Below are 23,516 nucleotides of genomic sequence, written 5' to 3'. Positions count from 1 at the left end.
GTCGGACGCCCCCGAGGCCGGCCCGCCGGGATCGGCTACTGCATGAGCATCGCCTTCGCGTCCGCGAGCAGCTTGTCGCCGTCGTAGCCTTTGGCCGTGACCTCCTTGACCCATTCGAGCGCCACGCCCTCGGAGGCCTTGATCCAGTTCTGCACTTCGGCGGCCGGCACGGTGTAGAACGCGTTGTTGCGCGCTTCGGCCAGCTTGCGGTTCGGCGCTTTCGTCTCGTCCCAGATCCTGCCGATCCAGGCCGAGGTCTCGGCGCCGCTGTTCGCGTCGATCACTTTTTTCAGCTCGGGAGGCAGGCTCTCGTATTTGGCCGGGTTCATCGCCAGGACGAAAATGGTGTTGGCGATGTTCGGCAGCGAAGAATCGGTCTCGGTGTGGTACTTCACGATTTCGTCGAGCTTGAGCCCCGACATCACCTCCCACGGCAGCAGCGCGCCGTCGATGACCCCTTTGGCGAGGCTTTCCGGGACCTGCGGAACCGGCATCGGCACCGGCGTCGAGCCCAGCGCCGCCACCAGCTTGGTCGACAGGCGGCTCGGCGCGCGCAACTTCAGCCCGGCGAAGTCCGCCATCGTCCTGACCTGCTTCTTCGTCGTGTGGATCTGCGCCCCTTCGTGGGTGTGGAAGGCCAGCGGCCGCACGCCCTTGTATTCCTCGGCGGCGTACTTCGCGGCGTAGTTCCACAACGCGCGGCTGGCTTTTTCGGCGGTGTTCGTCATGAACGGCAGCTCGAACACTTCGGTGACCGTGAAGCGCGCCGCCTGGTAGGTCGGGACGGTCAGGATGATGTCCGCGACGCCGTCTTTCGCCTGGTCGAACAGCTGCGTCGGCATGCCGCCCAGCTGCATCGACGGATAGATCTGGCACTTCAGCTCGCCGGCGGATTCCGCGGCGATCTTCGCGCACCACGGGCCGAGCAGCTTGGTCTGGGCGGTGGAGCTCGGCGGCAGCATGTGATGGACCTTGAGTACGACTTCCGCATGCGACGGCAAAGCGCCGGCCATTGCCCCTGCGGCGAGCACAGGTAATAGAAGTGCGCGTGTTTTCATGCTTTGGGTCTCCCGGGAATCAGTCGGACTGGCTGCCGACGGCGACGTGATGGCGACCTCGCGGAGGCACGAGGGACGGTGAAGGCGCGGTGGCTCGATTCGTCTGCCCGAGCCCTGGGCGAAGCCGCACTCCGGCTTTGGTGAGGATCGGGTGCGCGCACTCAACCCGCATACTTGCGGGCGGCGGCGAACATCGCGCGGACGTTGTCGACCGGCGCCTCGTCAGGCAGGCCGAACGCACAGTCGAGAATCAGTTTGCCGCCCTTGTGAAACACGTTTTCGGCGAGGTGGCGCACCGCGGCGTCGACCTCGGCGGGCGTCCCGGTGGTCATCATCGACGGCGACAAATTGCCGCGCAGCGCAACCACGTCGCCGAGCACCTCGAACGCCTTGACCATGTCGGTGCGCTCGAACCAGTAGATGCACTTGCCCGCCGGGACGTCCTTGATGATCTCGAGCCGCTTCGTGCAATCGGCTTCCCAAAGCGGCATCGGGATCAGGCCGGCGTCGATCAGGCCGATCAGCAGGCGGCGGAACGACGGCCACCAGAACGTCTCGAACTGCTTCGGCGACATGAACGCGTCGGGCGCCCAATGCACCGGGATGAACACGATGGGATTGCCGGAAGCGCGCGCGGCCGAGACGATCTGCTTCAGCAGGAACACCGCAACCTTGTCCAGCAGGGCCAGCAGCTGGTCCTTCTTGCGGTACAGGTCCTTCATCATGCCGGTCGCGCCGCGAAAGTAGTCGGCGATGAAGTCGTAGGGTGCGATGCCTGTCGTGCCGTTCGTGCACGGGTAGCCGAGCGTCGCCAAGCGGTCGGTGAAGGCGAGATGGTGCTGCGCGAAGCGCTCGGCCTCTTCAGCGGCCCGGATGACTTTTTCCAGCGCCTCGCGCACCCGCGGCTTTGCGAACGGGCGGATGCCGCCGAGCAGCCGGAAGTAGTACAGCCCGGGAAGATAAGGCAGGTCCTCGAAGCCCTCGAACGCCGAGGCGACACGCGGCAGGTAGGTGTGCAGGTAATAGCCGGTCGGATCGAAGATGAAATCTTCGTACTCGTCGGCTTTCATGTATTCGCGGTCGAGGTACTGGAACGGCTGGTCGTCGCCGACGCCGTGCCCCGGCCACTGCAGCTGCTTGAAGCCGATGGCTTCGAGCGACGGGCCGGCAGTCGCCGTGAGCAGCAGCGGACTGACAACGTCGGGGTCGAATTCCAGCACCGCGCGCTCGCCGATCTCGCGCGTCTTTTCGTAGTCGTACATCAGCTCGCGGCACGTGATGCCGGCGTAGCGGGCGAGCCAGAATGTCGAGTAGAAAGCCACCGGCATGCGGTCCGGCTGCTTCAGCGCGACGCAATCGATGATCCGCTGCCAGCGCGTGTCGAAGGCGGAAGGGGTGGCGGCGACCGCGGCCGGGGTTTCGTCGAGCGTTTCGCAGATGTCGTTCATCGTGTGCATTGCCTCCCTGCGGCTGAGGGCCAATATCCGGAAAGTGCTAGAGTCCGTCAATCCGCTCCGATGGATTAGGGAAATCCAAAAAATGAATCTTCATTCAGTGGATCTGAATCTATTGGTAGTCTTCGATGCGATCCTGCGCCACAAGAGCGTCAAGGACGCCGGAGCCGAGCTCGGCCTCAGCCAGCCGGCGATGAGCTATGCGCTGGCGAAGCTGCGCACGACCTTCGACGATCCGCTGTTCTTCCGCACCGGAATCGAGATGCTGCCAACGGCGCGCGCGTCGCTGCTGGCGATGCCGATCGGCGAGGTGATCGAAAAGATAAAGAACGACGTCTTCGGCGCCGCGCCGTTCGACCCGGCGCAATCGACGCGCCGCTTCACGCTGTGCATGGCCGACATCGGCGAGAGCAACTATGTGCCGATGCTGATGAACGCGCTGCAGGTCAAGGCCCCGGGCGTCAGCCTCCGAACCGTGTTCATGCCATCGAACGCGATGAAGGAAGCGATGCTCACTGGGGAAGTCGACCTCGCGATCGGCCCCTTCACCGACCTCGAACAGGGCCAGTATTTCCAGCAGGGGCTGCTCGACTGCGGCTTCGTCTGCATCGTCCGCGCGGACAACCCGCTCGCACGGGGCGAGCTGACGATGGAGCGTTTCCTCGCGGCGCGCCACGTCACGGTGAGCTCCCCCGCCCGCAGCATGGTGCTGATCGAGCAACACATGCGCCAGCTCAGGCTCGATCTCAACGTGAAACTGCGGGTGTCGAGCTTCCTGAGCCTGCTCCACATCGTCACCCGCACCGATCTCATCGCGGTGGTTCCCGCCGAGGTCGCACGCACGCTGAAGGAATCGGGCGGGGTCGAGGCCTTGCCGCTGCCTTTCGACGCGCCGACCTTCACGATCCGCCAGTTCTGGCACCAGCGCTTCCATAACGACCCGGGCAACCGCTGGCTGCGCCGCGAAATCCACCACTTGTTCCGGCCCCTCGCCACGGCCTGAGCGCGCGCCGCAGGATGCTGTTTCGGCTGGAATAGAATGATCACTCGTTCGGCGCCTTGCCACAGCCCCCATCGAACCCGGGCGCGATGGAGCGCGGCCTGCAACGGAAGCACGCATTTTGCAGTTGACCGATCCGCGCGCACACGTCACCTTCTCGTCGAAGGCGGTACGACGGGCCTCGCGCGGACGCTGACGAAAACCTCCTCCGCGCAGGCCGTCCCGATGACCCCGGCCGCCACCCGTAATGGAAGAGAGATCACGATGCACACCGCGGATACCCAAAGCGCCGGACCGGTCGCGAGCGCCGATGAAACGGACCAGCGGAACACCCGCCTCGTCGCTTCATGCCGGTTGCCGACCCCCTGGGCCACCTTCCGGATGCACGGCTTCGAAGAGCCGGCGACCGGGCGCGAGCACGTCGCGCTGACGCTCGGCACGATCGCCGACGGCAAGCCGGTGCTGACCCGCGTCCACTCCGAGTGCCTCACCGGCGACGCCCTGTTCAGCCGGCGCTGCGACTGCGGCCCGCAACTCGAAGCGGCGCTCGCAGCGATCGCCGCCGAAGGGCGCGGCGTGCTGCTGTACCTGCGCCAGGAAGGCCGCGGCATCGGCCTGCTGAACAAGGTACGCGCCTACGCGCTGCAGGACGAAGGCGCGGACACCGTCGAAGCCAATCACCTCCTCGGCTTCGACGCCGACACGCGCGATTACGCGGTCGCCGCCTCGATGCTGCGCGAACTCGGCATCGCCTCGCTGCGGCTGATGACGAACAATCCGCGCAAGGTCGACGCGCTCGGGCAGTACGGCATCACGGTCGCCGAGCGCGTGCCGCACGTCATCGAGCCGAACCCGCACAACGCGAACTACCTGCGCACCAAGGCCCAACGGCTCGGCCACCTGCTCGCCGGACACTGACGCGGCAGCGGCACGCCGGCCGCTGCCGCTCGCATCACGGCTTGATCGCGATCTTCAGCACCCCGTCGCGCTGGTTCGCGAACAGGTCGTAGGCGCCGGAGCAGCTGCCGTGCTATCGCGCCGACAGGTGTCGGCAGGCACCGGCCGCCGTGACGCCGAACATAACGTGGGCGGCGGCTGTGATCCAATCTCTCGCGACATCGAACCAGGGAAACACGAGCACCCCGGCAGGAGTCTGTTCACATTGCTGGATCTCCTTCTGCCCGGCACCACGGCCACCCTTCGACCCCCCGGCGTCAGGCCACCGGTGCGCGCTTCATGCAGGCGCGATAGCGCATGTGCACCCGCTCGGCAAACCACGCGGTCGTCAGCTTGCGCTGGATCTTCGGACTCTTGAGCTCGATGCGCGGCATCGCTTCGCGCGGCACGCGGGCCCCGGCGGCCTGGTCGGCCATCGCGAAGACGCGCAGGTAAAGCTGGGTATGCGCGAACGCCTCGCGCTTTTCCTGCCGCAACGCCGCAAGGATCTCCGCGGAATCGAGCTTCAGCCGTCCGGACAGCGCCATCACCGCCTTCTGCGTCGCGCTGGCCTTGCCGCTCGGTTCCCCGTTTTCGTAACGCAGCAGGTCCCCGTCGAGGACCAGCTTGACGCCGGCCAGCCGCGCCACCGCCTGCTGGAAGGCCGCATTGCGGCTGCTGTAATGCCCCGCGTTGAAGTCGGCGAAGCGAAACAGCGGGTCGTGATACGGCGCCGGGTAATCGAGCAGGTGCGCGATACCGAAATAGAGCCCGCCCGGACGGGTGAATACCGCGTTGCGCAGCCCCTTGCCGAACCCGCCGCCGTATTCCGGGGCGGCGCGCGCGTGCGCTTCGGCGAACGCGATGCTGACCTGCATCGGCCCGCCGGTGTGCACCGGGTTGTAGCCGCTCAACAGCAACCGGCCGCCGGGCAGCTCGTCGATCATGTCGTCATAGAGCAGGCTCATCTGCCGCTCGGTCCGGAGCGTATCGAGTCGACGCTTGTACGTCTGGCTGTCCGGTGACGGTTTCGCCAGCGCCGCATCCAGTGCGAGCTTCGGGATATGGAAGCGCTGGCGACGCGCCTCGATTTCCCGCCACGCGATGCGCGACAGCCCCGGCACCACCGGGTCGGCGACAAAGCCTGACTCCTGTTCGATGACGGCAATCGCGGCACAGAAGTTTTCGGCGGTCGGCGCGAGGCGCAACGCGGCAAAAGCCGCGAAGATGTCCGCGGCCCAACCGTCCCTGTCCCGCGTCACGCTCGGCGGCAGCAGCTCCAGCACCCGTGCAACGCCCTGCTGGCGGCCCGGGTAGCGCAGCGCCGAGATCGGGCCGACCGGCGCCGGCGAGAATATCGCCTCCGGTGGCTCCGATGCCGGTGGCGCAGCGGGGCGTACGACGGGCGCATGCGGCGGGGCATCGCGGACGGTTTTCGGCAACCGCACCTCGACCGGGGCCGGCGCCTGGGCCTCGACGACCGGCTTGGGGATCGTGGTGCAGCCTGCGAGCAGCGCGCATGCGGCAAGTGCGAAACCTCTGATGTTCGCGATTCCCTGGGCTTTCCTCATCGTTCTCCTTGTTCGTCAGCGGGCGAAGGACGGATTTTTCATCCTGCCTCCGCCCGGCATTATCGTGGCGCCATCGAGCACTGCGAAGCTGCCGGCGGCCTCGTGCCGGCTCGCCGGCTCGCCGGCGCGGCGAAACGGCCCGCATCGTACCGTACGGCGCGATGCGCCGCTCGTCGTCACGATCGGCCGGCAATTCTCGGGGCACCAACGGTACGCCCTCTCCCGGCTCGCCCGACAGGGGCCTGCGGTGACACTCGTATCGATGCACCGGCCCGGACTGCGGCACAATACGCACGAATCCCCGGTCGATGCGACCTCGCCCCGCACGACGACGTGACCCCCGACAAAGGAATCGAGCTCCCGATGCGGCTCCTGCACACTTCCGACTGGCATCTCGGCCAGTCCCTGCATGACTTCGACCGCACCTACGAACATCAGCAATTCCTCGACTGGCTGCTGGCCCTGATCGCCACCGAGCGGCCCGATGTCCTGCTGATCGCCGGCGACGTCTTCGACAACGCGAATCCGTCGGCCGGCGCGCAGCACCAGTTGTACCGTTTCCTCACCGCGGCCCGCAAGCGCATGCCGCATCTGTCGATCGTCATCATCGCCGGCAATCACGACTCTCCGGGGCGGCTCGAGGCCACTTCGCCGTTCCTGGAGCTGTTCGACGCCGCCGTCGTCGGCCACGTCCATCGCCGTGCCGATCAGTCGATCGACATCGAACGCCTGGTGGTGCCGCTGAAGAATCGTGAAGGGACCGTCGCCGCGTGGTGCCTCGCGGTCCCGTTCCTGCGCCCGGGCGATGTGCCCCGCGTCGCCGACGAAGGCGAGCAAGACGCGTACCTCGCGGGCGTCGCCGAGCTCTATCGCCAGGCACTTGCGGTGGCGCAATCGCGTCGCCAGCCGGGCCAGGCGATCGTCGCCATGGGCCATTGTCACATGGCCCACGGCAAGCTCTCGGAACACTCGGAACGACGCATCGTCATCGGCGGCGCCGAGGCGCTGCCCGCCGGCATTTTCGACCCGGCGATCGCCTACGTCGCGCTCGGGCACCTGCATCTGGCGCAACCGGTCGGCGGCCGCGACCACATCCGCTACAGCGGGAGCCCGTTGCCGATGTCGTTCGCCGAGCTCGACTATCCGCACCAGGTCGTATGCGTCGAGCTCGACGGTGAAGCAGTCGCCGAAATTCGTCCGGTACGTGTGCCGCGCAGCGTGGAGTTGATCCGCGTGCCGAAGACCCATGCGTCGATCGACGAGGTCCTGCCCTTGCTCGAAACGCTCGATCCGGGCGCGGCAGCCGAAGGTCCCGTGCACGCCCATCCCTACCTCGAAGTGCGCGTTCGGCTCGACGCCCCTGAGCCGGGCCTGCGCGCCCGAATCGAGGCGACGCTTGCCGGCAGGCCCGTGCGGCTCGCGCGCATCGACCCGGTCAGTTCGCGCAGCGGCGATGCGCCCGCCAGTTCCGCGATGTCGCTCGGCGACCTGGAACGGCTCGCGCCGGAAACGGTGTTCGCGCGCTTGTGCGAACAGCGCCTCGGCGGCCATCCCGACGAGCGCAAAGTCCTGCTCGGCGCGCTCGCGGCGGCCTTCGCCGAACTCGCGATCGAGCCCGCCGAGGGGGCGTCCGCATGAAAATCCTCGCGATCCGCGGCAACAACCTCGCCTCGCTGGCCGGCGCGTTCGAAGTCGACTTCCAGGCCGAGCCGCTCGCCTCGACCGGACTTTTCGCGATCAGCGGTCCCACCGGCGCGGGCAAGAGCACGCTGCTCGACGCGTTGTGCCTCGCGCTTTTCGATGACACACCGCGCCTGCGCAACGCCGGCGGACGCGGCATTGAACTGCCCGACGTCGGAACGGAGACAACCTTGCCGAACGACCGGCGCAACATCCTGCGCCGCGGTTGCGCCGAAGCGCAGGCGGAAGTCGACTTTCGCGGCAATGACGGCGTCGGCTACCGGGCCCGCTGGAGCGTGCGCCGGGCGCGCAGCAAGGCGAACGGCAAGCTGCAGCAGTCCGAGATGTCGCTGTGTCGCATCGAGGATCTGCAGCCGGTTGGCGGGCGGTTGAAATCCGAGGTGCTGCCGGCCATTGCCGCGCGCATCGGCCTTTCGTTCGAGCAATTCACCCGCGCCGTGCTGCTCGCGCAGAACGAGTTCTTCACTTTTCTCAAGGCCGGCGAAGACGAGCGCGCGACGCTGCTGCAGACGCTCACCGCCACCGACCGCTTCGAAGTGCTGTCGCGGCGCGCCTACGAGCGCAACAAGCTGGAGCAACAGAAACTCGAAGCCTTGAAGGCGCAACTCGAGCACCAGCAGCCGCTTGCCGCGGAAGAACGCGCGCACATCGACGAGGCACGGGCCGGCACGAAAGCCGCGCTCGCCGAGCAGGAAGCGCTGGAAAAGCACCTGCAGACGCAGCTCCAGTGGCACCGCGAGCTCGACCTGGCGCGGGAGCGTGAAGCCGAGGCGCGCGCGATGCTCGACAGGGCGCTCGCGCAGCGCGAAGCGGCCAGCCCGCGGCGCGAACACCTCGCGCGCGTCGAAGCGGTTCAGCCGGCCCGCGCGATGGTCGCCGAGACCGAGCGGCTGGCGCGCGAACGCGGCAGCGCCACCGCTCGCGTGGCGCAGGCTGAAGCGGCTGTCGAGGCCGCTGCCAGCCTCGTCGCGACAGCGAACGCTGGCCGGATTGCCGCGGATGCTGCCCTCGCCGCGGCCGAATCGGTGCAGCAGCACTTCCACCCGCTGATCGCCCGTGCGCGGCAACTGGACACCGAAATCGCCGCGCTACGCCCGGAACATGCGAAGGCTGCACGCGCGCGCGAAGAAGCCGCGGCGGCGCTCGCCAAAGCGCGCAACGATGCCGACGGCAACGCCGCAGCGCGCAGCGCCCGGCTCACCCGGCTTGCAGCCGCCCAGGCGTGGCTCGCTGCCTCCGCGCAGCTCGCACCGCTGGCAGAGGGCTGGATCAAGTGGGATTCGCTACTTGAGCACGCGGCAATCGAACGCCGCGCTCGACTCGCCGCACGCGCAAAGCTGCAGCTGCTGACGCAACAGTCCCGCAGCGAGGCCGATGCGCTGAAGGCCGCCGTGATCACCCAGTCCGCCACCGCGCAGGAACTGGCGCAGCGGGAAACCGAAGTGGCCACGGCGACGAACGCGCTCAAATGCTTCGACGTCGCGACGCTCGCTGCGCGCCGGCCCGGGCTCGAGACGAAGCAGCAGGCCATCCAGTCCGCCGAGCGCACCTGGCGGGATTTGTGCGCTCTCCAGGCGCAGCGAAACGATCTGGCCAGTCAGTGCGAGGCGCAGCGCAAAGTCTTGGCAGCCAACCAGACGCGCGGCGCGGAACTCCGCGCGCTGCGGCCGGCCGCGGAAGCCGCTTTTGCGCAGGCAGACCAAGGCTGGAAAGTCGTGTTCGAGGCGACGCAGGCGAGCGTCGAAGCGTTGCGCGCGCAACTTCGACCGGACGCGCCTTGCCCCGTGTGCGGCAGCGCAGACCACCCCTATGTCGCCCGCCACCCGGCCTTCGATGACGCGCTCACCCGGCTTGCAGGGGAACGCGAACGCTGTCAAAGCGTCCTGCACGAGCTGACAATCGAGGAACAGGCGTTCGCCAAGGACACTGCGGCACGCGACAGGCAGCGGGCGGAAATCGCGCCCCGACTCGCGGCTCTCGATCAGCAGCAGGTGGTGCTGCACGACGCGTGGTGTGATGCACTGCGTGACCTCGGCGAGTTTTTTTCGCCGACGCCGGCCGACGACGGCGCAGCGGTATCGGCGTGGCTGGCAGCGTGCAACATGGAACTTCGCCGTGCCGCGCAGGGCCTCGCCGGCGACGAAGCCGCGTACCGCCACGCGCAGGAAAAACGTCAGGCAGTGCAGCAGGCACTCGACGACAGCCGCAAAGCGGAGCACGGCGCCCGCGAGGCCGTCACGCGACTGCAATCGGCCGCAGACCGGACAGCGGCGGCCCTGCAATCCGCCGCCGAAATGCAGGCGCAGTGCGAAATCCGCCTCGAGGATCTGCTCGCCCAGCTGGACGCCGCACATCTTCAGCCGGCGGGCGACGAGCGGACTTGGCGCGCCGCGTGGGAAGCCGATCCCGCTGCCTACCACGCCGGCTGTCGACAGTCCGTCACCGAGTGGAGCGCACAACGGGACGCCACGACGACGCTGCAGGCGGAGATCGGGAAGCTCGACACCGAAGCGGTAGGGATTGCACGCCTCGTCGAACAGGCAAATCTGCGGCAACGGCAGGCGGACGCGGCAGCGGATGAGCTTCGCCGCGCGCTCGACGCGAAAGAGTCTGCCCGTCGCACGGTTTTCGCCGGCATGACCCTCGCGGCCCAATCCGGCCCGCCGGCCACATTACCCTCCGACACCCTGACCGTTGCCGAAATCGAAGCTGCGCTGGATGGCGCGCTGGCCGCTGCCCGCCAGCGCCGGGACGCATGCGAACAGGCTGCAAAGGAGACCGGACAGCAACTCGCCAGCTGCCAGTCGACCCTCGCCGAGCTGATCCGGCAAGCGGCGACGATTGCGGAATCCGCCCGCTGCACTGCCGCAACGCTCGACAAGTGGCTCGTGGCGTTCAACCGGCAGCAGAATCAGCAGAACGAGATCGCCAATCTCGACCTTACCGCCCTGCACTTCCTTCTGGCGCAGGACGCAGCATGGATCGCGACCGAGCGCGAAGCCTTGCAGCAACTCGAGGCGGCGATCGCGAGCGCGAACGGCGGCCTTGACAGGATGCGCCACCTGCGCGAAGCGCATGAGCGCGGCCGCGGGCCCGCCCCCTCACCGGTCGCCGACACGCCGGACGCACTGCAGGCCGCGCTCGCCGCATCCGTCATTGACATCGCTGCACTGCGCAACAAACTCGGCGAGCTCGACCTCGCACTGCGCCGCGACGACGAGGTGCGCGAGCATTCCGCAAAGCTCGTCGAGGCGATCGAGGCGCAGACGCGGGCCGCCCGCATCTGGTGGCAGATGAACGAACTCATCGGCGCCGCCGACGGCAAGAAGTTCCGCAACTATGCGCAGCAGCTCACGCTGGACATCCTGCTCGCCTACGCCAACGCGCACCTCAAGGATCTCGCGCGCCGCTACCGGCTTGAGCGCGTACCGAACAGCCTGGGGCTCATGGTGGTCGACCAGGACATGGGCGACGAGCAACGCTCGGTCCATTCGCTTTCCGGCGGCGAATCGTTCCTGGTTTCCCTCGCGCTCGCACTAGGCCTCGCATCTCTGTCGTCGCATCGCGTGCAGGTGGAGTCGCTGTTCATCGACGAAGGTTTCGGCAGCCTGGATTCCGACACCCTACGGGTCGCAATCGATGCCCTCGACAGCCTGCAGTCCATGGGGCGCACGGTCGGCGTGATATCGCACGTGCAGGAAATGACCGAACGCATCGGCACGCGCATCCACGTCAAACGCCTCCCCGGGGGGCAGAGCCAGGTGATCGTGACGAAGGGGTTCTGAAACCGGGGGGCTGTCGATATGCAGGCTTCACCGCGGTCGGAGCGGCGCCAGATTATCGCTTCCATCCGGTTCGACTGCGCTTACGCCCGAGAGGCGGGAGGGGGGGTTTTGGCGGTTGCCATCAAAAAAGCCGCCTTCCTGGCTGGGAAGGCGGCTTTTCGGGCAATGGGGTAGTCTGACGATGACCTACTTTCGCACCCGAATTGGGCACTATCATCGGCGCGATCCTGTTTCACGGTCCTGTTCGGGATGGGAAGGGGTGGTGCCAGGATGCTATGGTCGTCAGACTGTAAGGGGTAACAAAGCGGGGAAGCAAAGTGTGTGGGGGGTGTGATGCGTATTGGGTGAGTTGTCGCGGTGTTGATCCAGGGTTATAGGATCAAGCCTCACGGGCAATTAGTATCGGTTAGCTCAACGCATTGCTGCGCTTCCACACCCGACCTATCAACGTTGTGGTCTTCAACGACCCTTCAGGGGGCTCGAGGCCCCGGGGAAGTCTCATCTTGAGGCGAGTTTCCCGCTTAGATGCTTTCAGCGGTTATCTCTTCCGCACTTAGCTACCCGGCGATGCGACTGGCGTCACAACCGGTACACCAGGGGTGCGTCCACTCCGGTCCTCTCGTACTAGGAGCAGGTCCTCTCAAACTTCCAGCGCCCACGGCAGATAGGGACCAAACTGTCTCACGACGTTTTAAACCCAGCTCACGTACCACTTTAAATGGCGAACAGCCATACCCTTGGGACCGGCTACAGCCCCAGGATGTGATGAGCCGACATCGAGGTGCCAAACTCCGCCGTCGATGTGAACTCTTGGGCGGAATCAGCCTGTTATCCCCAGAGTACCTTTTATCCGTTGAGCGATGGCCCTTCCATACAGAACCACCGGATCACTATGACCTGCTTTCGCACCTGCTCGACTTGTCGGTCTCGCAGTCAAGCCGCCTTTTGCCATTGCACTATCAACACGATGTCCGACCGTGTCTAGGCGACCTTCGTACTCCTCCGTTACCTTTTGGGAGGAGACCGCCCCAGTCAAACTGCCTGCCATGCACGGTCCCCGACCCGGATTCACGGGCCAAGGTTAGAACCTCAACGACACCAGGGTGGTATTTCAAGGTTGGCTCCACGAGAACTAGCGTCCCCGCTTCACAGCCTCCCACCTATCCTACACAAGTCCCGTCAAAGTCCAATGCAAAGCTACAGTAAAGGTTCATGGGGTCTTTCCGTCTTGCCGCGGGGAGATTGCATCTTCACAAACATTTCAACTTCGCTGAGTCTCAGGAGGAGACAGTGTGGCCATCGTTACGCCATTCGTGCAGGTCGGAACTTACCCGACAAGGAATTTCGCTACCTTAGGACCGTTATAGTTACGGCCGCCGTTTACCGGGGCTTCGATCAAGAGCTTGCACCCCATCACTTAACCTTCCGGCACCGGGCAGGCGTCACACCGTATACGTCCACTTTCGTGTTTGCACAGTGCTGTGTTTTTAATAAACAGTCGCAGCCACCGATTCTCTGCGGCCCCTTCGCCCTTCGGATGTACTCCTACAAGCTAATGGGGCATACCTTCTCCCGAAGTTACGGTATCAATTTGCCGAGTTCCTTCTCCTGAGTTCTCTCAAGCGCCTGGGTATTTTCTACCTGCCCACCTGTGTCGGTTTGCGGTACGGTCGATTCTGGACTGAAGCTTAGAGGCTTTTCCTGGAAGCATGGTATCAACCACTTCGGGCTCAAAGAGCCCTCGTCATCACGCCTCAGCTTAATCCCCGCGGATTTGCCTACGGGGCACGCCTACACGCTTAAACCGGGACGTCCAACACCCGGCTGGCCTAACCTTCTCCGTCCCCCCATCGCATCCAGAACCGGTACGGGAATATTGACCCGTTTCCCATCGACTACGCATTTCTGCCTCGCCTTAGGGGCCGACTCACCCTGCGCCGATGAACGTTGCGCAGGAAACCTTGGGCTTTCGGCGAGGGTGCTTTTCACACCCTTTATCGCTACTCATGTCAGCATTCGCACTTCCGATACCTCCAGCATCCCTCTCGAGACACCTTCGCAGGCTTACGGAACGCTCCCCTACCATCTCTTGCGAGATCCGCAGCTTCGGTTCATGGCTTGAGCCCCGTTACATCTTCCGCGCAGGACGACTCGACTAGTGAGCTATTACGCTTTCTTTAAAGGATGGCTGCTTCTAAGCCAACCTCCTAGCTGTCTGGGCCTTCCCACTTCGTTTCCCACTTAGCCATGTATTTGGGACCTTAGCTGGCGGTCTGGGTTGTTTCCCTCTTGTCCCAGGACGTTAGCACCCCAGGACTGTCTGCCGTATATCACTTTGCGGTATTCGGAGTTTGCTATCGCGGGGTAGATCGCAGTGACCCCCCCAACGATTACAGTGCTCTACCCCCGCAAGTGTCCGTACGACGCACTACCTAAATAGTTTTCGGGGAGAACCAGCTATTTCCGGATTTGTTTAGCCTTTCACCCCTATCCACAGCTCATCCCCTAATTTTTCAACATTAGTGGGTTCGGACCTCCAGTGCGTGTTACCGCACCTTCATCCTGGCCATGGATAGATCATCCGGTTTCGGGTCTACGCCCAGCAACTCAATCGCCCTTGTCAGACTCGGTTTCCCTACGCCTCCCCTATTCGGTTAAGCTCGCTACTGAACGTAAGTCGCTGACCCATTATACAAAAGGTACGCAGTCACCCCCTGACGGAGGCTCCCACTGTTTGTATGCATGCGGTTTCAGGATCTATTTCACTCCCCTCCCGGGGTTCTTTTCGCCTTTCCCTCACGGTACTGGTTCACTATCGGTCGATCACGAGTATTTAGCCTTGGAGGATGGTCCCCCCATCTTCAGACAGGATTTCTCGTGTCCCGCCCTACTTGTCGCACGCTCAGACCCGCCAGCTACTTTTCGCATACGGGACTATCACCCTGTATCGTCGGACTTTCCAGACCGTTTTGCTAAGTAATTGGTTTAGTCGTGCAGGCTCATCCCCGTTCGCTCGCCACTACTTGGGGAATCTCGGTTGATTTCTGTTCCTGCGGCTACTTAGATGTTTCAGTTCGCCGCGTTCGCCTCCTCAGACCTATGGATTCAGTCTGGGATACTCCAAAAGGAGTGGGTTTCCCCATTCGGACATCGGGGGATCAAAGCTCCATTGCCAGCTCCCCCCCGCTTTTCGCAGGCTTGCACGTCCTTCATCGCCTGTGATCGCCAAGGCATCCACCACATGCACTTAGTCGCTTGATCCTATAACCATGGACCCTGTCACCAGGGCACCACCGCCATAGACGAACTCACGCTTGTGCTCGCCGCCCCCCGCCGCTGGTTCAAAGCGCGGAGGACCGCAAAAAAATGCAATCACACCAACCCATGCAACAGCCCGCCTTGCGGCCAACTGTCGCACACTTTACTTCTTCCACTTTGTTAAAGAACGCAGCCTCAAAAACCTGCCAAGGCCTAAGCCCTGCGGACACCATCCGCACGGCTTAGCCCTTCGACGCCTGCCCACCCCAAACGCTGGTGGAGGATGACGGGATCGAACCGTCGACCCCCTGCTTGCAAAGCAGGTGCTCTCCCAGCTGAGCTAATCCCCCGCTTGATCGCTTGGTGGGTCTGGTTGGGTTCGAACCAACGACCCCCGCCTTATCAAGACGGTGCTCTAACCAGCTGAGCTACAGACCCTCATGCCTCGAGGCTCTTTGCCTGAACAACCGATAAGTTGTGGATACTGGGCCGCCGCGGCCTCATCTCTTGAAAGGAGGTGATCCAGCCGCACCTTCCGATACGGCTACCTTGTTACGACTTCACCCCAGTCATGAATCTCACCGTGGTAAGCGCCCTCCCGAAGGTTAAGCTACCTACTTCTGGTGAAACCCACTCCCATGGTGTGACGGGCGGTGTGTACAAGACCCGGGAACGTATTCACCGCAGCATGCTGATCTGCGATTACTAGCGATTCCGACTTCACGTAGTCGAGTTGCAGACTACGATCCGGACTACGATCGGCTTTGTGGGATTGGCTCCGCCTCACGGCTTGGCAACCCTCTGTACCGACCATTGTATGACGTGTGAAGCCCTACCCATAAGGGCCATGAGGACTTGACGTCATCCCCACCTTCCTCCGGTTTGTCACCGGCAGTCTCGTTAAAGTGCCCAACTCAATGCTGGCAATTAACGACAAGGGTTGCGCTCGTTGCGGGACTTAACCCAACATCTCACGACACGAGCTGACGACAGCCATGCAGCACCTGTGTCCTGGCTCCCGAAGGCACTCCTCGATCTCTCAAGGATTCCAGGCATGTCAAGGGTAGGTAAGGTTTTTCGCGTTGCATCGAATTAATCCACATCATCCACCGCTTGTGCGGGTCCCCGTCAATTCCTTTGAGTTTTAACCTTGCGGCCGTACTCCCCAGGCGGTCGACTTCACGCGTTAGCTGCGTTACTCAGAAAGTTACCTTCCCGAACAACTAGTCGACATCGTTTAGGGCGTGGACTACCAGGGTATCTAATCCTGTTTGCTCCCCACGCTTTCGTGCATGAGCGTCAGTATCGGCCCAGGGGGCTGCCTTCGCCATCGGTGTTCCTCCACATATCTACGCATTTCACTGCTACACGTGGAATTCCACCCCCCTCTGCCGTACTCTAGCCGTGCAGTCACAAGCGCAGTTCCCAGGTTAAGCCCGGGGATTTCACACCTGTCTTACACAACCGCCTGCGCACGCTTTACGCCCAGTAATTCCGATTAACGCTCGCACCCTACGTATTACCGCGGCTGCTGGCACGTAGTTAGCCGGTGCTTCTTCTGACAGTACCGTCATCCAGGCACGCTATTCACGCGCCCGATTTCTTTCCGTCTGAAAGAGCTTTACAACCCGAAGGCCTTCTTCACTCACGCGGCATGGCTGGATCAGGCTTGCGCCCATTGTCCAAAATTCCCCACTGCTGCCTCCCGTAGGAGTCTGGGCCGTGTCTCAGTCCCAGTGTGGCTGATCATCCTCTCAGACCAGCTACGGATCGTCGCCTTGGTAGGCCTTTACCCCACCAACTAGCTAATCCGACATCAGCCGCTCCAATCGCGCGAGGCCCGAAGGTCCCCCGCTTTCCCCCTCAGGGCGTATGCGGTATTAGCTACGCTTTCGCGTAGTTATCCCCCACGACTGGGTACGTTCCGATGCATTACTCACCCGTTCGCCACTCGCCGGCAGGCCGAAGCCCCCGCTGCCGTTCGACTTGCATGTGTAAAGCATGCCGCCAGCGTTCAATCTGAGCCAGGATCAAACTCTTAAGTTCAATCCAACAAAGTACTCAAAATCATTACTGACTCGTGAGCACTCAATCTTTGCAATGCCAAAACTGCCCGAAGGCAATTCTTCACCGCAGCAACCCAGTACCCACACTTATCGGTTGTTCAACTTTTTAAAGAACCGCTACATCGCTGCAGCAAGGGAGCGAATTATACGGGCGTGATCGCGCCCGTCAACCCCCTTCGAGACATCTTCCGATATTTCTTTGTTCAGCTGTGGAACGGCACCATCTCCGATGCCCCCGTCACCTGGATCACTGCCGATTGTCGTCACCCCATTCCAGCACCTCCACCTTCACACGTGATCTGCCGTCCTTGATCATGCCGAGTTTGGCCGCCGCCGCCGGGGAGAGATCGATGATCACACCCTCCTTCCGGTTCGGCCTCGTCGGCCCTCGGTCGTTGATGCGGACCACGATCGCCCGCCCATTCTTCCGGTTCGTCACCCGCACGCGCGTCCCGAGCGGATAGCGGGGATGCGCTGCGACCATCTCGGTCCGGTCGAAGATCTCGCCGCTTGCGGTTTCTCGTCCATGCAGGCTGCGCGCATAGTACGAAGCGAGCCCGACCCTCGTTTCGAGTGCATGAGCCTTCCCGCTACGCGCCGGTTCGTGACCGTACGCTGGCAACGACAGCAGTACCGCAACAGCGGCTGCCCACAGGAACGCGACGGCCCGGCGCTTCGGGCGGCCATTGCATCCTGAACACATTGCAGTCTCCTTTCCCTCGTTTTTCCTCGTCGCGAAGCCTCGCTTCCGTAGGAGGCTTTGGTGCCGCGCCAGCAAACGCTGCGCCCGGTCCGTGCGCGGGGAAGCCCTCCACCGCGCGTCATATACATCACCGTCTTACCGTAATACGCGCTGCAAGCTACCCTTCGTGCAGCGCCGCAAGCCCCGGCGTTTTCATGAGCACTCCCACGGAGCAGCTGATATGTCGCCCACATTCGGGGACGCGAAGGCGCGTCAATTGGCAAAGATGAAGCAGCTGGCCGGCGTGCTGCTGGTCGCGGTCACGGCCCTGTTCGTGGTCGCCCGCTTGCAACAAGGGGCCGGGATCTGGGGCTGGGTGGCGGCCTTTGCCGAAGCTGCGATGATCGGTGCACTGGCCGACTGGTTCGCTGTCGTTGCACTCTTCCGGCATCCCCTCGGGCTACCGATTCCCCACACCGCGATCATTCCGGCAAACAAGGAGCGGCTCGCCGACAACCTTGCGGAATTCGTTCGCGACAAGTTCCTCGCGACCGACACCCTCGTCCACAAGCTCCGCGCGTTCAGTCCGGCCGAGCGGCTTGCCGGCTGGCTGCGGCAGCGGGACAACACTGAAATCGTCGCCGGGAAGCTCGCCGGCGCGTTGGCCGGGTGGCTGGACTTCATCGACGACGAGCGCGTGCGCAGCCTGCTGGCTGCAAGGATCGGGGAACGACTCAGGGCGATCGACGTATCAGAGGTGGCGGGACAAATCCTCGACACCCTGACGGTCGACGCCCGGCATCAGGAATTGCTGGACGCCGCGCTCGGACGATTGGCACGCTGGCTCGACGACCCGGAGGTGCAGATCGCCTTCGCCGCGATGATCATCGAGATCGCAGGCAAGGAGTACCCGAAGACCCTGAAGACGGTGGGCCTCGTCACCAACACCGAAGAATTCTCCCGCAGAATCGCCGCCGGCATCGTGAGGGGCATCAACGGCTGGTTGCACGATATCGGGGACGATCCGCGGCACCCGCGTCGGCAGGCCTTCAACGAAACGGTGGCCGAGTTCATCGCCCGCATGAAGAACGACGCCGACTTCAAGTCACGGGTCAACGCCGCGAAGCTGGAGGTATTGACGCATCCGGTTCTGGCACGCTACCTGGACGGACTGTGGGACGAGCTGAAAGCCTGGCTGCGCAAGGGCCTTCATGAACCGGACTCGCAACTCCGGCAGCGAATCAGCGACGCCGCAAGCGCCTTCGGCACGACCCTCGCCGAAAACCGCGCCTTGCGCGACTCTCTCGACGACCATCTCGAATCCGCCGTGGTCGCGCTCGCGGACGATCTCCGCGACGCGCTGTCCCGCCACATCGCCTCAACGATAAGGAGCTGGAAGGACGAGGACCTCGTCCGTGAACTCGAACTGAGCGTCGGTCGCGATCTTCAGTTCATCCGGCTCAATGGCACTATCGTGGGGGGCGGGATCGGATTGCTGCTGCATGCGCTGACCTTGTTTGTCTCCACCACGTGGTAGCGCAATTTGGCGATCACCCCCGGTGCAAGGCCCGCAGCCAGGGAATCTTTTCGCCACAGGCGGTCCACCTCACACATCGAGCCACAACCAGGAACATGCATGCAACGCGACCCGAGATTCGAAGCCCTTCTGAAAAACCTCAACCACAACCCGTCGAAACCTGCCGGTCTGCTGCAGAAGCTCGGTGCGATCGCCGCTGCCGCGGTCATCTTCGGCCTTGCACTGACCTTCTCGGTGATCTTCTTCGCGGTGGTGGTGGCAGCGGGAGTACTGATCTGGGGCTATGTCTGGTGGAAAACACGCGACTTGCGCAAGGTCATGCGGGCGACACAGACGCAGGCCAGAGCGTCTGCCCAGCGGAACCCGAAACCCGGCCAGGGAATCGTGATTGAGGGTGAGGTCGTGCGCGAGGTTCGGGAAGAGCGCCGCGACGGCACCCGCAACTGACGGCAAGGGCTCCGCCGCCTGCCCCTCGAGCCAGCAGTGCTGGACGACCGAAAAAAAAGCCGGCACCCGTGGGAGTGCCGGCATTTGCCGCATGTCGGGCGAACCTCGCCCGGGCATCATTCCCGAATGACTACGGACTGACCCTCCAGCCCTCCGGATACGGCGCATTCGGGTCTGCACTGCGCTCGCTGTCCCATGAGGTGCCCTGGCCACGATAAGGCGCGGACTTGTCCGGCACCGTCTCGAGCGCCGAGAACTCGCTGATCGGCTGATCCATCGGCCGCAGTTCGACGTACTGCTCCGGACGGTACTCGGGCCTTGCCCTCAATTCATCCGCGCCCGCGCTCAGACGCAGCTTGCCGTCCTCGTAACGCATGCGGTTGAGCGGCACGGTGATTTCCTTGTCGCCGACACCGAGAAAACCGCCTGCTGAAATCACCGCATGGATGTTTTCGTCCTGGCGGCTGCGGACGACCATTTTCACCGAACCGATTTGTTCACCGCTCGCATCGACGACCTGGGTTCCCCGCAGTTGGCTCGGGGTCATCGACTGTACCTGTCCTGAAGCCCCCATCTGCGAGCGCATCTGGTGCTTGGTCTGGCCTTCAGTGTACGAGTCCGCAGCAGCCCCCATAGGGACCGCAACGAGCGCCGCAAGTGCGCCGGCCAGCAAAGACTTGCGATAGATCGAGCTCATATCATCCTCCTGCCTGGTGGCGTCCGTCTGACTGTTGTCTCGCCCGCATGTCCATCCGGACGAGCGTCGTATCGATCCCTATTCCGCACCGAGCGCGCCAAGCCCGGCCGATTCGGTTGCAACCAGGGATCGAGGTAAGCTTATGATCGATTGGCACCTTTTTAAGTTCCAAAGCACGCCTCACCAGCAGACAGCCCTGGCCGTGCGTCTCGCGGATCAGTTTCACCCCCTGCAGACTGCCCAGTTCGAGTCCCAGGGCTTGCTGCCGAACTCACCGCTCACCACCGCCATGGCCTATGTCCGTGAGCGCCGGGCCGGCCGACCCCGAGGTGCCGATCGACACCAACCACCATCTGGAGCGCGCCCTGCGCGTGACGCCGATGGGGCGTCGCAACTGGCTCTTCTGCTGGACCGAGGTCGGCGCCAAATACGTGGGCATCGCGCAGAGCCCCTCATCGCCACCTGCCGCCTGCACAACATCGACCCCTATACGTACTTGGTCGATGTGCTCCAGCGCGTCGGCCAGCATCCAGCCACAGAGGTGGCGCACCTTACCCCCAGGCTGTGGAAGCAGTCCTTCGTGGCCAACCCGCTGCGATCCGATCTCTTCGCAATCTCGAAGTAGGCAAGGACGCCGGTCAGGCACCGCTTACGCCGCATCTTCCTGCCGTTGTGCGGAAAGACGCTCGATATCCATTGGCTGCTCTCCAACGGCTATCGTGTTGCTGGCGCGGAACTGAGCCAACTCGCAATCCAGCAATTGTTCGCCGAACTCGGCGTGGAACCGACGATTTCGCGTGTCGGCGATATTGATCACTACGCGGCGGAAGATATCGACATCTACGTCGGCGATATCTTCCATTTGACCCCTGGCATGCTTGGTCCGGTCCACGCGATCTATGACCGGGCCGCCTTGGTAGCGCTGCCTGAAACGATGCGACACCGGTACGCAGCCCATCTCGTCGAGATCACGGACAAAGCACCTCGACTGCTTGTGCGCTTCGAGTACGACCAGAATTTGCACGCTGGACCGCCGTTTTCAATCGATAGCGCAGAGTGTCCATCGACACTACGGACAAATCTTCAACCTGACCACCTCGCGAGCACGGACGTGCCCGGCGGGCAGCAAAAGAGAGTGTCTGGCTGCTCGGAAAAGCCTGAAATGCCGTATGAACTTCGCGCCAGCAGGTGGCGATGGGTGGGATGGCCGGCGAATTGAAAGAGGCGCTGATTTCTTCGTGAAGTCAGCGCCTTTTGAGATTTGGCGCGCCCGAGACGATTCGAACGTCCGACCCCTGCCTTCGGAGGGCAGTACTCTATCCAGCTGAGCTACGGGCGCTTGGCCGGGGCGAGCCCCGGAATTGAGCGCGCAAGCTTATACCTGTTCGGCTGCAAAGTCCATGCGCCGCTGCTTGTTCGCTACCCCGTGAGTGACGTCGCCCGGTGTGGCGCTGGAGGAAGAAACCCGGTCAGCCCTGCGGCGGGATGCGCAGCACCTGGCCGGGATAGATCTTGTCGGGGTGGGTCAGCATCGGCTTGTTCGCCTCGAAGATCGCGTTGTACTTATTGGCGTCGCCGTAATACTTCTTCGAGATCGCAGAGAGCGTGTCACCGCTCGCAACGATGTGGAAGCGGGCTTCGGGCTCAGCGCGGGGTACGCTCAGGCGGTCGTCGACCCGCTCGACGCCGCGGACGTTGCCGGCGGCAAGCAGGATCTTTTCCTTCGTTGCCTGGTCGGGCGCAGTGCCGGACACGGTGACGACGGAGGTCGCGGCATCGAATTTCACGCCGAGGTCGGAGGGAGCGAGGTTCATTGACATGATGTACTGCTTGATCGCTTCGGCCGCCTTGGCATTCGCGGCACTCGCATCTGCCGTTGCCGGAGCGGCCGCGTTTGCCGGTGCAGCCGGGGCGGCCGCCTTGGCCTCGTCGCCACCGAAGAGTTTCTCGCCGGCATCCTTGATGAACGAAAAGAGTCCCATTTTTGCCTCCGTCTGGAAAAGTCACGTCGAACGCATCCAGCATAGACGAGACGAGCGTGAAGGTTTTTACGTTTACATCACTGTTACAACCTCGGCATATTCCGTGCGACACGGTGTTTCGAGCCGGTTGCTGCTCGATCTGCGTTCTGGATCCCATCTCCGGGCAGGCCATATGGCCGGGAGCGAGGATGGCCAGACGTTTGCAAGCAGTGAATCTGCGCCTTTCCCCACCTCCCGTTCTTGTCTACGTCGCACGGGCGGTCCAAATCATCCGACATCCGTGGCCCGGCCGATGTGCCCGGATATACTTCGCACCTGGCTCGTCCCCAACCCCAGACAGGAGCAAGCATGTCGAGATACCGAGTTCAGTTCGTGAGGCGCCCTGGCCGCCTGATGCTTTCAGCTGCCGCGGCGTTCGCCGTCGTCCAGCTCGCCGGCTGCGGCGAACAGGCCGCGCCCGATCCCGAAACGACCGCCACGCTGATCCAGCCGGTGGCAAGACTCGAACTCAAGGTTGCAAAGGTTGCGCCGGGGAGCCGCAGCGGCGAACAGATCTACCAGAGCGTCTGCATGAGCTGCCACGCAGCCGGGTTGCTCGGCGCGCCGAAGACAGGTGACGCGCCAGCCTGGGCGCCGCGCATTGCGCAGGGTTTTGATACGTTGACGACGAATGCGATCAACGGAATCCGTGCGATGCCTCCCCGCGGCGGCGGCACGGACCTGACCGATACCGAGGTGCGCCGCGCGGTAGCCTACCTCGCGAACACCGCCGGCGCGGACTTTACCGAGCCGCCGACCGGACAGTAATCACGCCGCTGCCGGCATTCTAGCGGTTCGATCCACCGCCGGACCCGGCGCCCATACCCCCTCCGGAACCCATCCCGCGCGGGCCCATCCGGTCAGCAGGACCGAGGCGCTCACGGTCACCGGGGCCGCCACCCGGTCCCATTCCGCCGCCGGATCCGGCACCGCCACCGGGCCCCATGCCGCCACCGGGACCCATCATTGGCCCGCCGCGCATCGGTGGCTCTTCCGGCAACGTCACACCGCGCTCCTTCGCTCGGCGAACCATCTGCTCGTGATGCTCGGCACGGATCTGCTCGCGCTCTTCTAGCGTTTTCGCGGCGCGCATGCGCTGGCGGTGCTCGGCGCGCTCTTGCGGCGTCATGATCTGGGAGCCGTAGATCGGCGTGTTGTCGTCGACCGCTGGCAGATCGCCTGCGGGTTGCGCGAGCGCGCCGCCGGAAAGCAGCACCGCCGCGAACATCGCCAATAACGTCCTGCGTTTCATCGTAACCTCCATCGTCGATAGGATCGGGAATGCCTCGCCGCCGGCGCCCCC

General features: G+C 63.7%; 16 protein-coding genes, 3 tRNA genes, 3 rRNA genes and 1 pseudogene. 10 read left to right on the top strand and 13 right to left on the bottom strand.

Going from position 1 to position 23,516, the window contains the following annotated elements:
* Positions 1–35: 35 nt before the first annotated feature.
* Together pbN1_RS09355 and pbN1_RS09350 are read right to left on the bottom strand one after the other, a co-directional pair.
* Complete coding sequence (locus tag pbN1_RS09355; protein ID WP_169203782.1) at positions 36–1,058, bottom strand: TRAP transporter substrate-binding protein; 1,023 nt, start codon at positions 1,056–1,058, stop codon at positions 36–38.
* Between the two features lie 161 nt (positions 1,059–1,219).
* Positions 1,220–2,515 carry a uroporphyrinogen decarboxylase family protein gene (locus pbN1_RS09350; RefSeq protein WP_244857224.1) on the bottom strand — a complete coding sequence of 432 codons (1,296 nt, stop codon included), beginning with the start codon at positions 2,513–2,515 and terminating at the stop codon, positions 1,220–1,222.
* An 82-nt stretch (positions 2,516–2,597) separates the two neighbouring features.
* Between pbN1_RS09350 and pbN1_RS09345 the strand changes: the two genes are divergently transcribed.
* Together pbN1_RS09345 and ribA are read left to right on the top strand one after the other, a co-directional pair.
* Positions 2,598–3,515, top strand: a complete 918-nt coding sequence (locus tag pbN1_RS09345) for a LysR family transcriptional regulator (protein ID WP_169118804.1) — start codon at positions 2,598–2,600, stop codon at positions 3,513–3,515.
* A gap of 261 nt (positions 3,516–3,776) precedes the next feature.
* Positions 3,777–4,430 carry a GTP cyclohydrolase II gene (ribA, locus tag pbN1_RS09340; RefSeq protein ID WP_169203789.1) on the top strand — a complete coding sequence of 218 codons (654 nt, stop codon included), beginning with the start codon at positions 3,777–3,779 and terminating at the stop codon, positions 4,428–4,430.
* Positions 4,431–4,726: 296 nt separating this feature from the next.
* Here the strand turns inward: ribA and pbN1_RS09335 are convergent, their stop codons facing one another.
* Positions 4,727–6,019, bottom strand: coding sequence for a DUF1615 domain-containing protein (locus pbN1_RS09335; protein ID WP_169203781.1), 1,293 nt, complete (start codon positions 6,017–6,019; stop codon positions 4,727–4,729).
* On the opposite strand from pbN1_RS09335, the gene pbN1_RS09330 reads away from it, so the two are divergent.
* Genes pbN1_RS09330 through pbN1_RS09320 form a run of 3 tightly spaced genes read left to right on the top strand, consistent with a single transcriptional unit; the run spans position 5,991 to position 11,505 of the window.
* Positions 5,991–6,356: a hypothetical protein gene (locus pbN1_RS09330; protein WP_169203780.1), complete on the top strand. Its 366-nt coding sequence runs from the start codon at positions 5,991–5,993 to the stop codon at positions 6,354–6,356. The two genes, pbN1_RS09335 and pbN1_RS09330, sit on opposite strands and share 29 nt — an antisense overlap.
* A 26-nt stretch (positions 6,357–6,382) precedes the next feature.
* Complete coding sequence (locus pbN1_RS09325) at positions 6,383–7,657, top strand: exonuclease SbcCD subunit D C-terminal domain-containing protein (RefSeq protein ID WP_169203779.1); 1,275 nt, start codon at positions 6,383–6,385, stop codon at positions 7,655–7,657.
* The gene (locus tag pbN1_RS09320) at positions 7,654–11,505 is read left to right on the top strand and encodes an AAA family ATPase (RefSeq protein WP_169203778.1); all 3,852 of its coding nucleotides are present in this window, start codon (positions 7,654–7,656) and stop codon (positions 11,503–11,505) included. Before pbN1_RS09325 ends, pbN1_RS09320 begins: the two co-directional genes overlap by 4 nt.
* A 173-nt stretch (positions 11,506–11,678) precedes the next feature.
* Here pbN1_RS09320 and rrf read toward each other — a convergent pair.
* The 6 genes from rrf to pbN1_RS09290 all read right to left on the bottom strand — a co-directional run bounded on the left by rrf (position 11,679) and on the right by pbN1_RS09290 (position 17,532).
* Positions 11,679–11,792: ribosomal RNA gene (rrf, locus tag pbN1_RS09315) — 5S ribosomal RNA — on the bottom strand.
* Between the two features lie 88 nt (positions 11,793–11,880).
* Positions 11,881–14,766 (bottom strand): 23S ribosomal RNA (locus pbN1_RS09310).
* A gap of 271 nt (positions 14,767–15,037) precedes the next feature.
* A tRNA-Ala gene (locus pbN1_RS09305) sits at positions 15,038–15,113 on the bottom strand.
* Positions 15,114–15,124: 11 nt separating this feature from the next.
* Positions 15,125–15,201, bottom strand: a tRNA-Ile gene (locus pbN1_RS09300).
* Between the two features lie 72 nt (positions 15,202–15,273).
* A 16S ribosomal RNA gene (locus tag pbN1_RS09295) occupies positions 15,274–16,809 on the bottom strand.
* Together the 16S, 23S and 5S rRNA genes with 2 tRNA genes alongside form the textbook arrangement of a ribosomal RNA operon.
* A 267-nt stretch (positions 16,810–17,076) precedes the next feature.
* A complete protein-coding gene (locus pbN1_RS09290) occupies positions 17,077–17,532 on the bottom strand; it encodes a septal ring lytic transglycosylase RlpA family protein (RefSeq protein ID WP_169200814.1) in 456 nt (151 codons plus the stop codon).
* A 265-nt stretch (positions 17,533–17,797) separates the two neighbouring features.
* Here pbN1_RS09290 and pbN1_RS09285 point away from each other — a divergent pair, with 265 nt between their 5' ends.
* A complete protein-coding gene (locus pbN1_RS09285; RefSeq protein ID WP_244857223.1) occupies positions 17,798–19,048 on the top strand; it encodes a DUF445 domain-containing protein in 1,251 nt (416 codons plus the stop codon).
* A gap of 99 nt (positions 19,049–19,147) precedes the next feature.
* Positions 19,148–19,495, top strand: coding sequence for a CPBP family intramembrane glutamic endopeptidase (locus pbN1_RS09280; RefSeq protein WP_169200815.1), 348 nt, complete (start codon positions 19,148–19,150; stop codon positions 19,493–19,495).
* 130 nt (positions 19,496–19,625) lie between these two features.
* On the opposite strand, the gene pbN1_RS09275 is transcribed toward pbN1_RS09280, so the two are convergent.
* Positions 19,626–20,192, bottom strand: a complete 567-nt coding sequence (locus pbN1_RS09275; RefSeq protein WP_169200816.1) for a PRC-barrel domain-containing protein — start codon at positions 20,190–20,192, stop codon at positions 19,626–19,628.
* A gap of 235 nt (positions 20,193–20,427) precedes the next feature.
* Between pbN1_RS09275 and pbN1_RS09270 the strand changes: the two are divergent.
* Positions 20,428–20,817 (top strand): annotated as a pseudogene (locus pbN1_RS09270) (transposase domain-containing protein); the annotation flags it as partial.
* Positions 20,818–20,862: 45 nt separating this feature from the next.
* Positions 20,863–21,411 carry a class I SAM-dependent methyltransferase gene (locus tag pbN1_RS09265; RefSeq protein WP_244857222.1) on the top strand — a complete coding sequence of 183 codons (549 nt, stop codon included), beginning with the start codon at positions 20,863–20,865 and terminating at the stop codon, positions 21,409–21,411.
* 43 nt (positions 21,412–21,454) lie between these two features.
* Here the strand turns inward: pbN1_RS09265 and pbN1_RS09260 are convergent.
* A tRNA-Arg gene (locus pbN1_RS09260) sits at positions 21,455–21,531 on the bottom strand.
* Between the two features lie 130 nt (positions 21,532–21,661).
* Positions 21,662–22,174: a peptidoglycan-binding protein LysM gene (gene lysM / locus pbN1_RS09255; protein ID WP_169200817.1), complete on the bottom strand. Its 513-nt coding sequence runs from the start codon at positions 22,172–22,174 to the stop codon at positions 21,662–21,664.
* A 348-nt stretch (positions 22,175–22,522) separates the two neighbouring features.
* Between lysM and pbN1_RS09250 the strand changes: the two genes are divergently transcribed.
* Positions 22,523–22,981, top strand: coding sequence for a c-type cytochrome (locus pbN1_RS09250; RefSeq protein ID WP_169200818.1), 459 nt, complete (start codon positions 22,523–22,525; stop codon positions 22,979–22,981).
* A gap of 19 nt (positions 22,982–23,000) precedes the next feature.
* Here the strand turns inward: pbN1_RS09250 and pbN1_RS09245 are convergent, their stop codons facing one another.
* Positions 23,001–23,465, bottom strand: a complete 465-nt coding sequence (locus pbN1_RS09245) for a hypothetical protein (RefSeq protein ID WP_169200819.1) — start codon at positions 23,463–23,465, stop codon at positions 23,001–23,003.
* Between the last annotated feature and the right edge of the window lie 51 nt (positions 23,466–23,516).

The sequence above is a fragment of the Aromatoleum bremense genome (assembly GCF_017894365.1).
GTDB lineage: Bacteria > Pseudomonadota > Gammaproteobacteria > Burkholderiales > Rhodocyclaceae > Aromatoleum > Aromatoleum bremense.
Note: the sequence above shows the minus strand (reverse complement) of the source record. Positions and strands in the feature narration are given on the sequence as shown.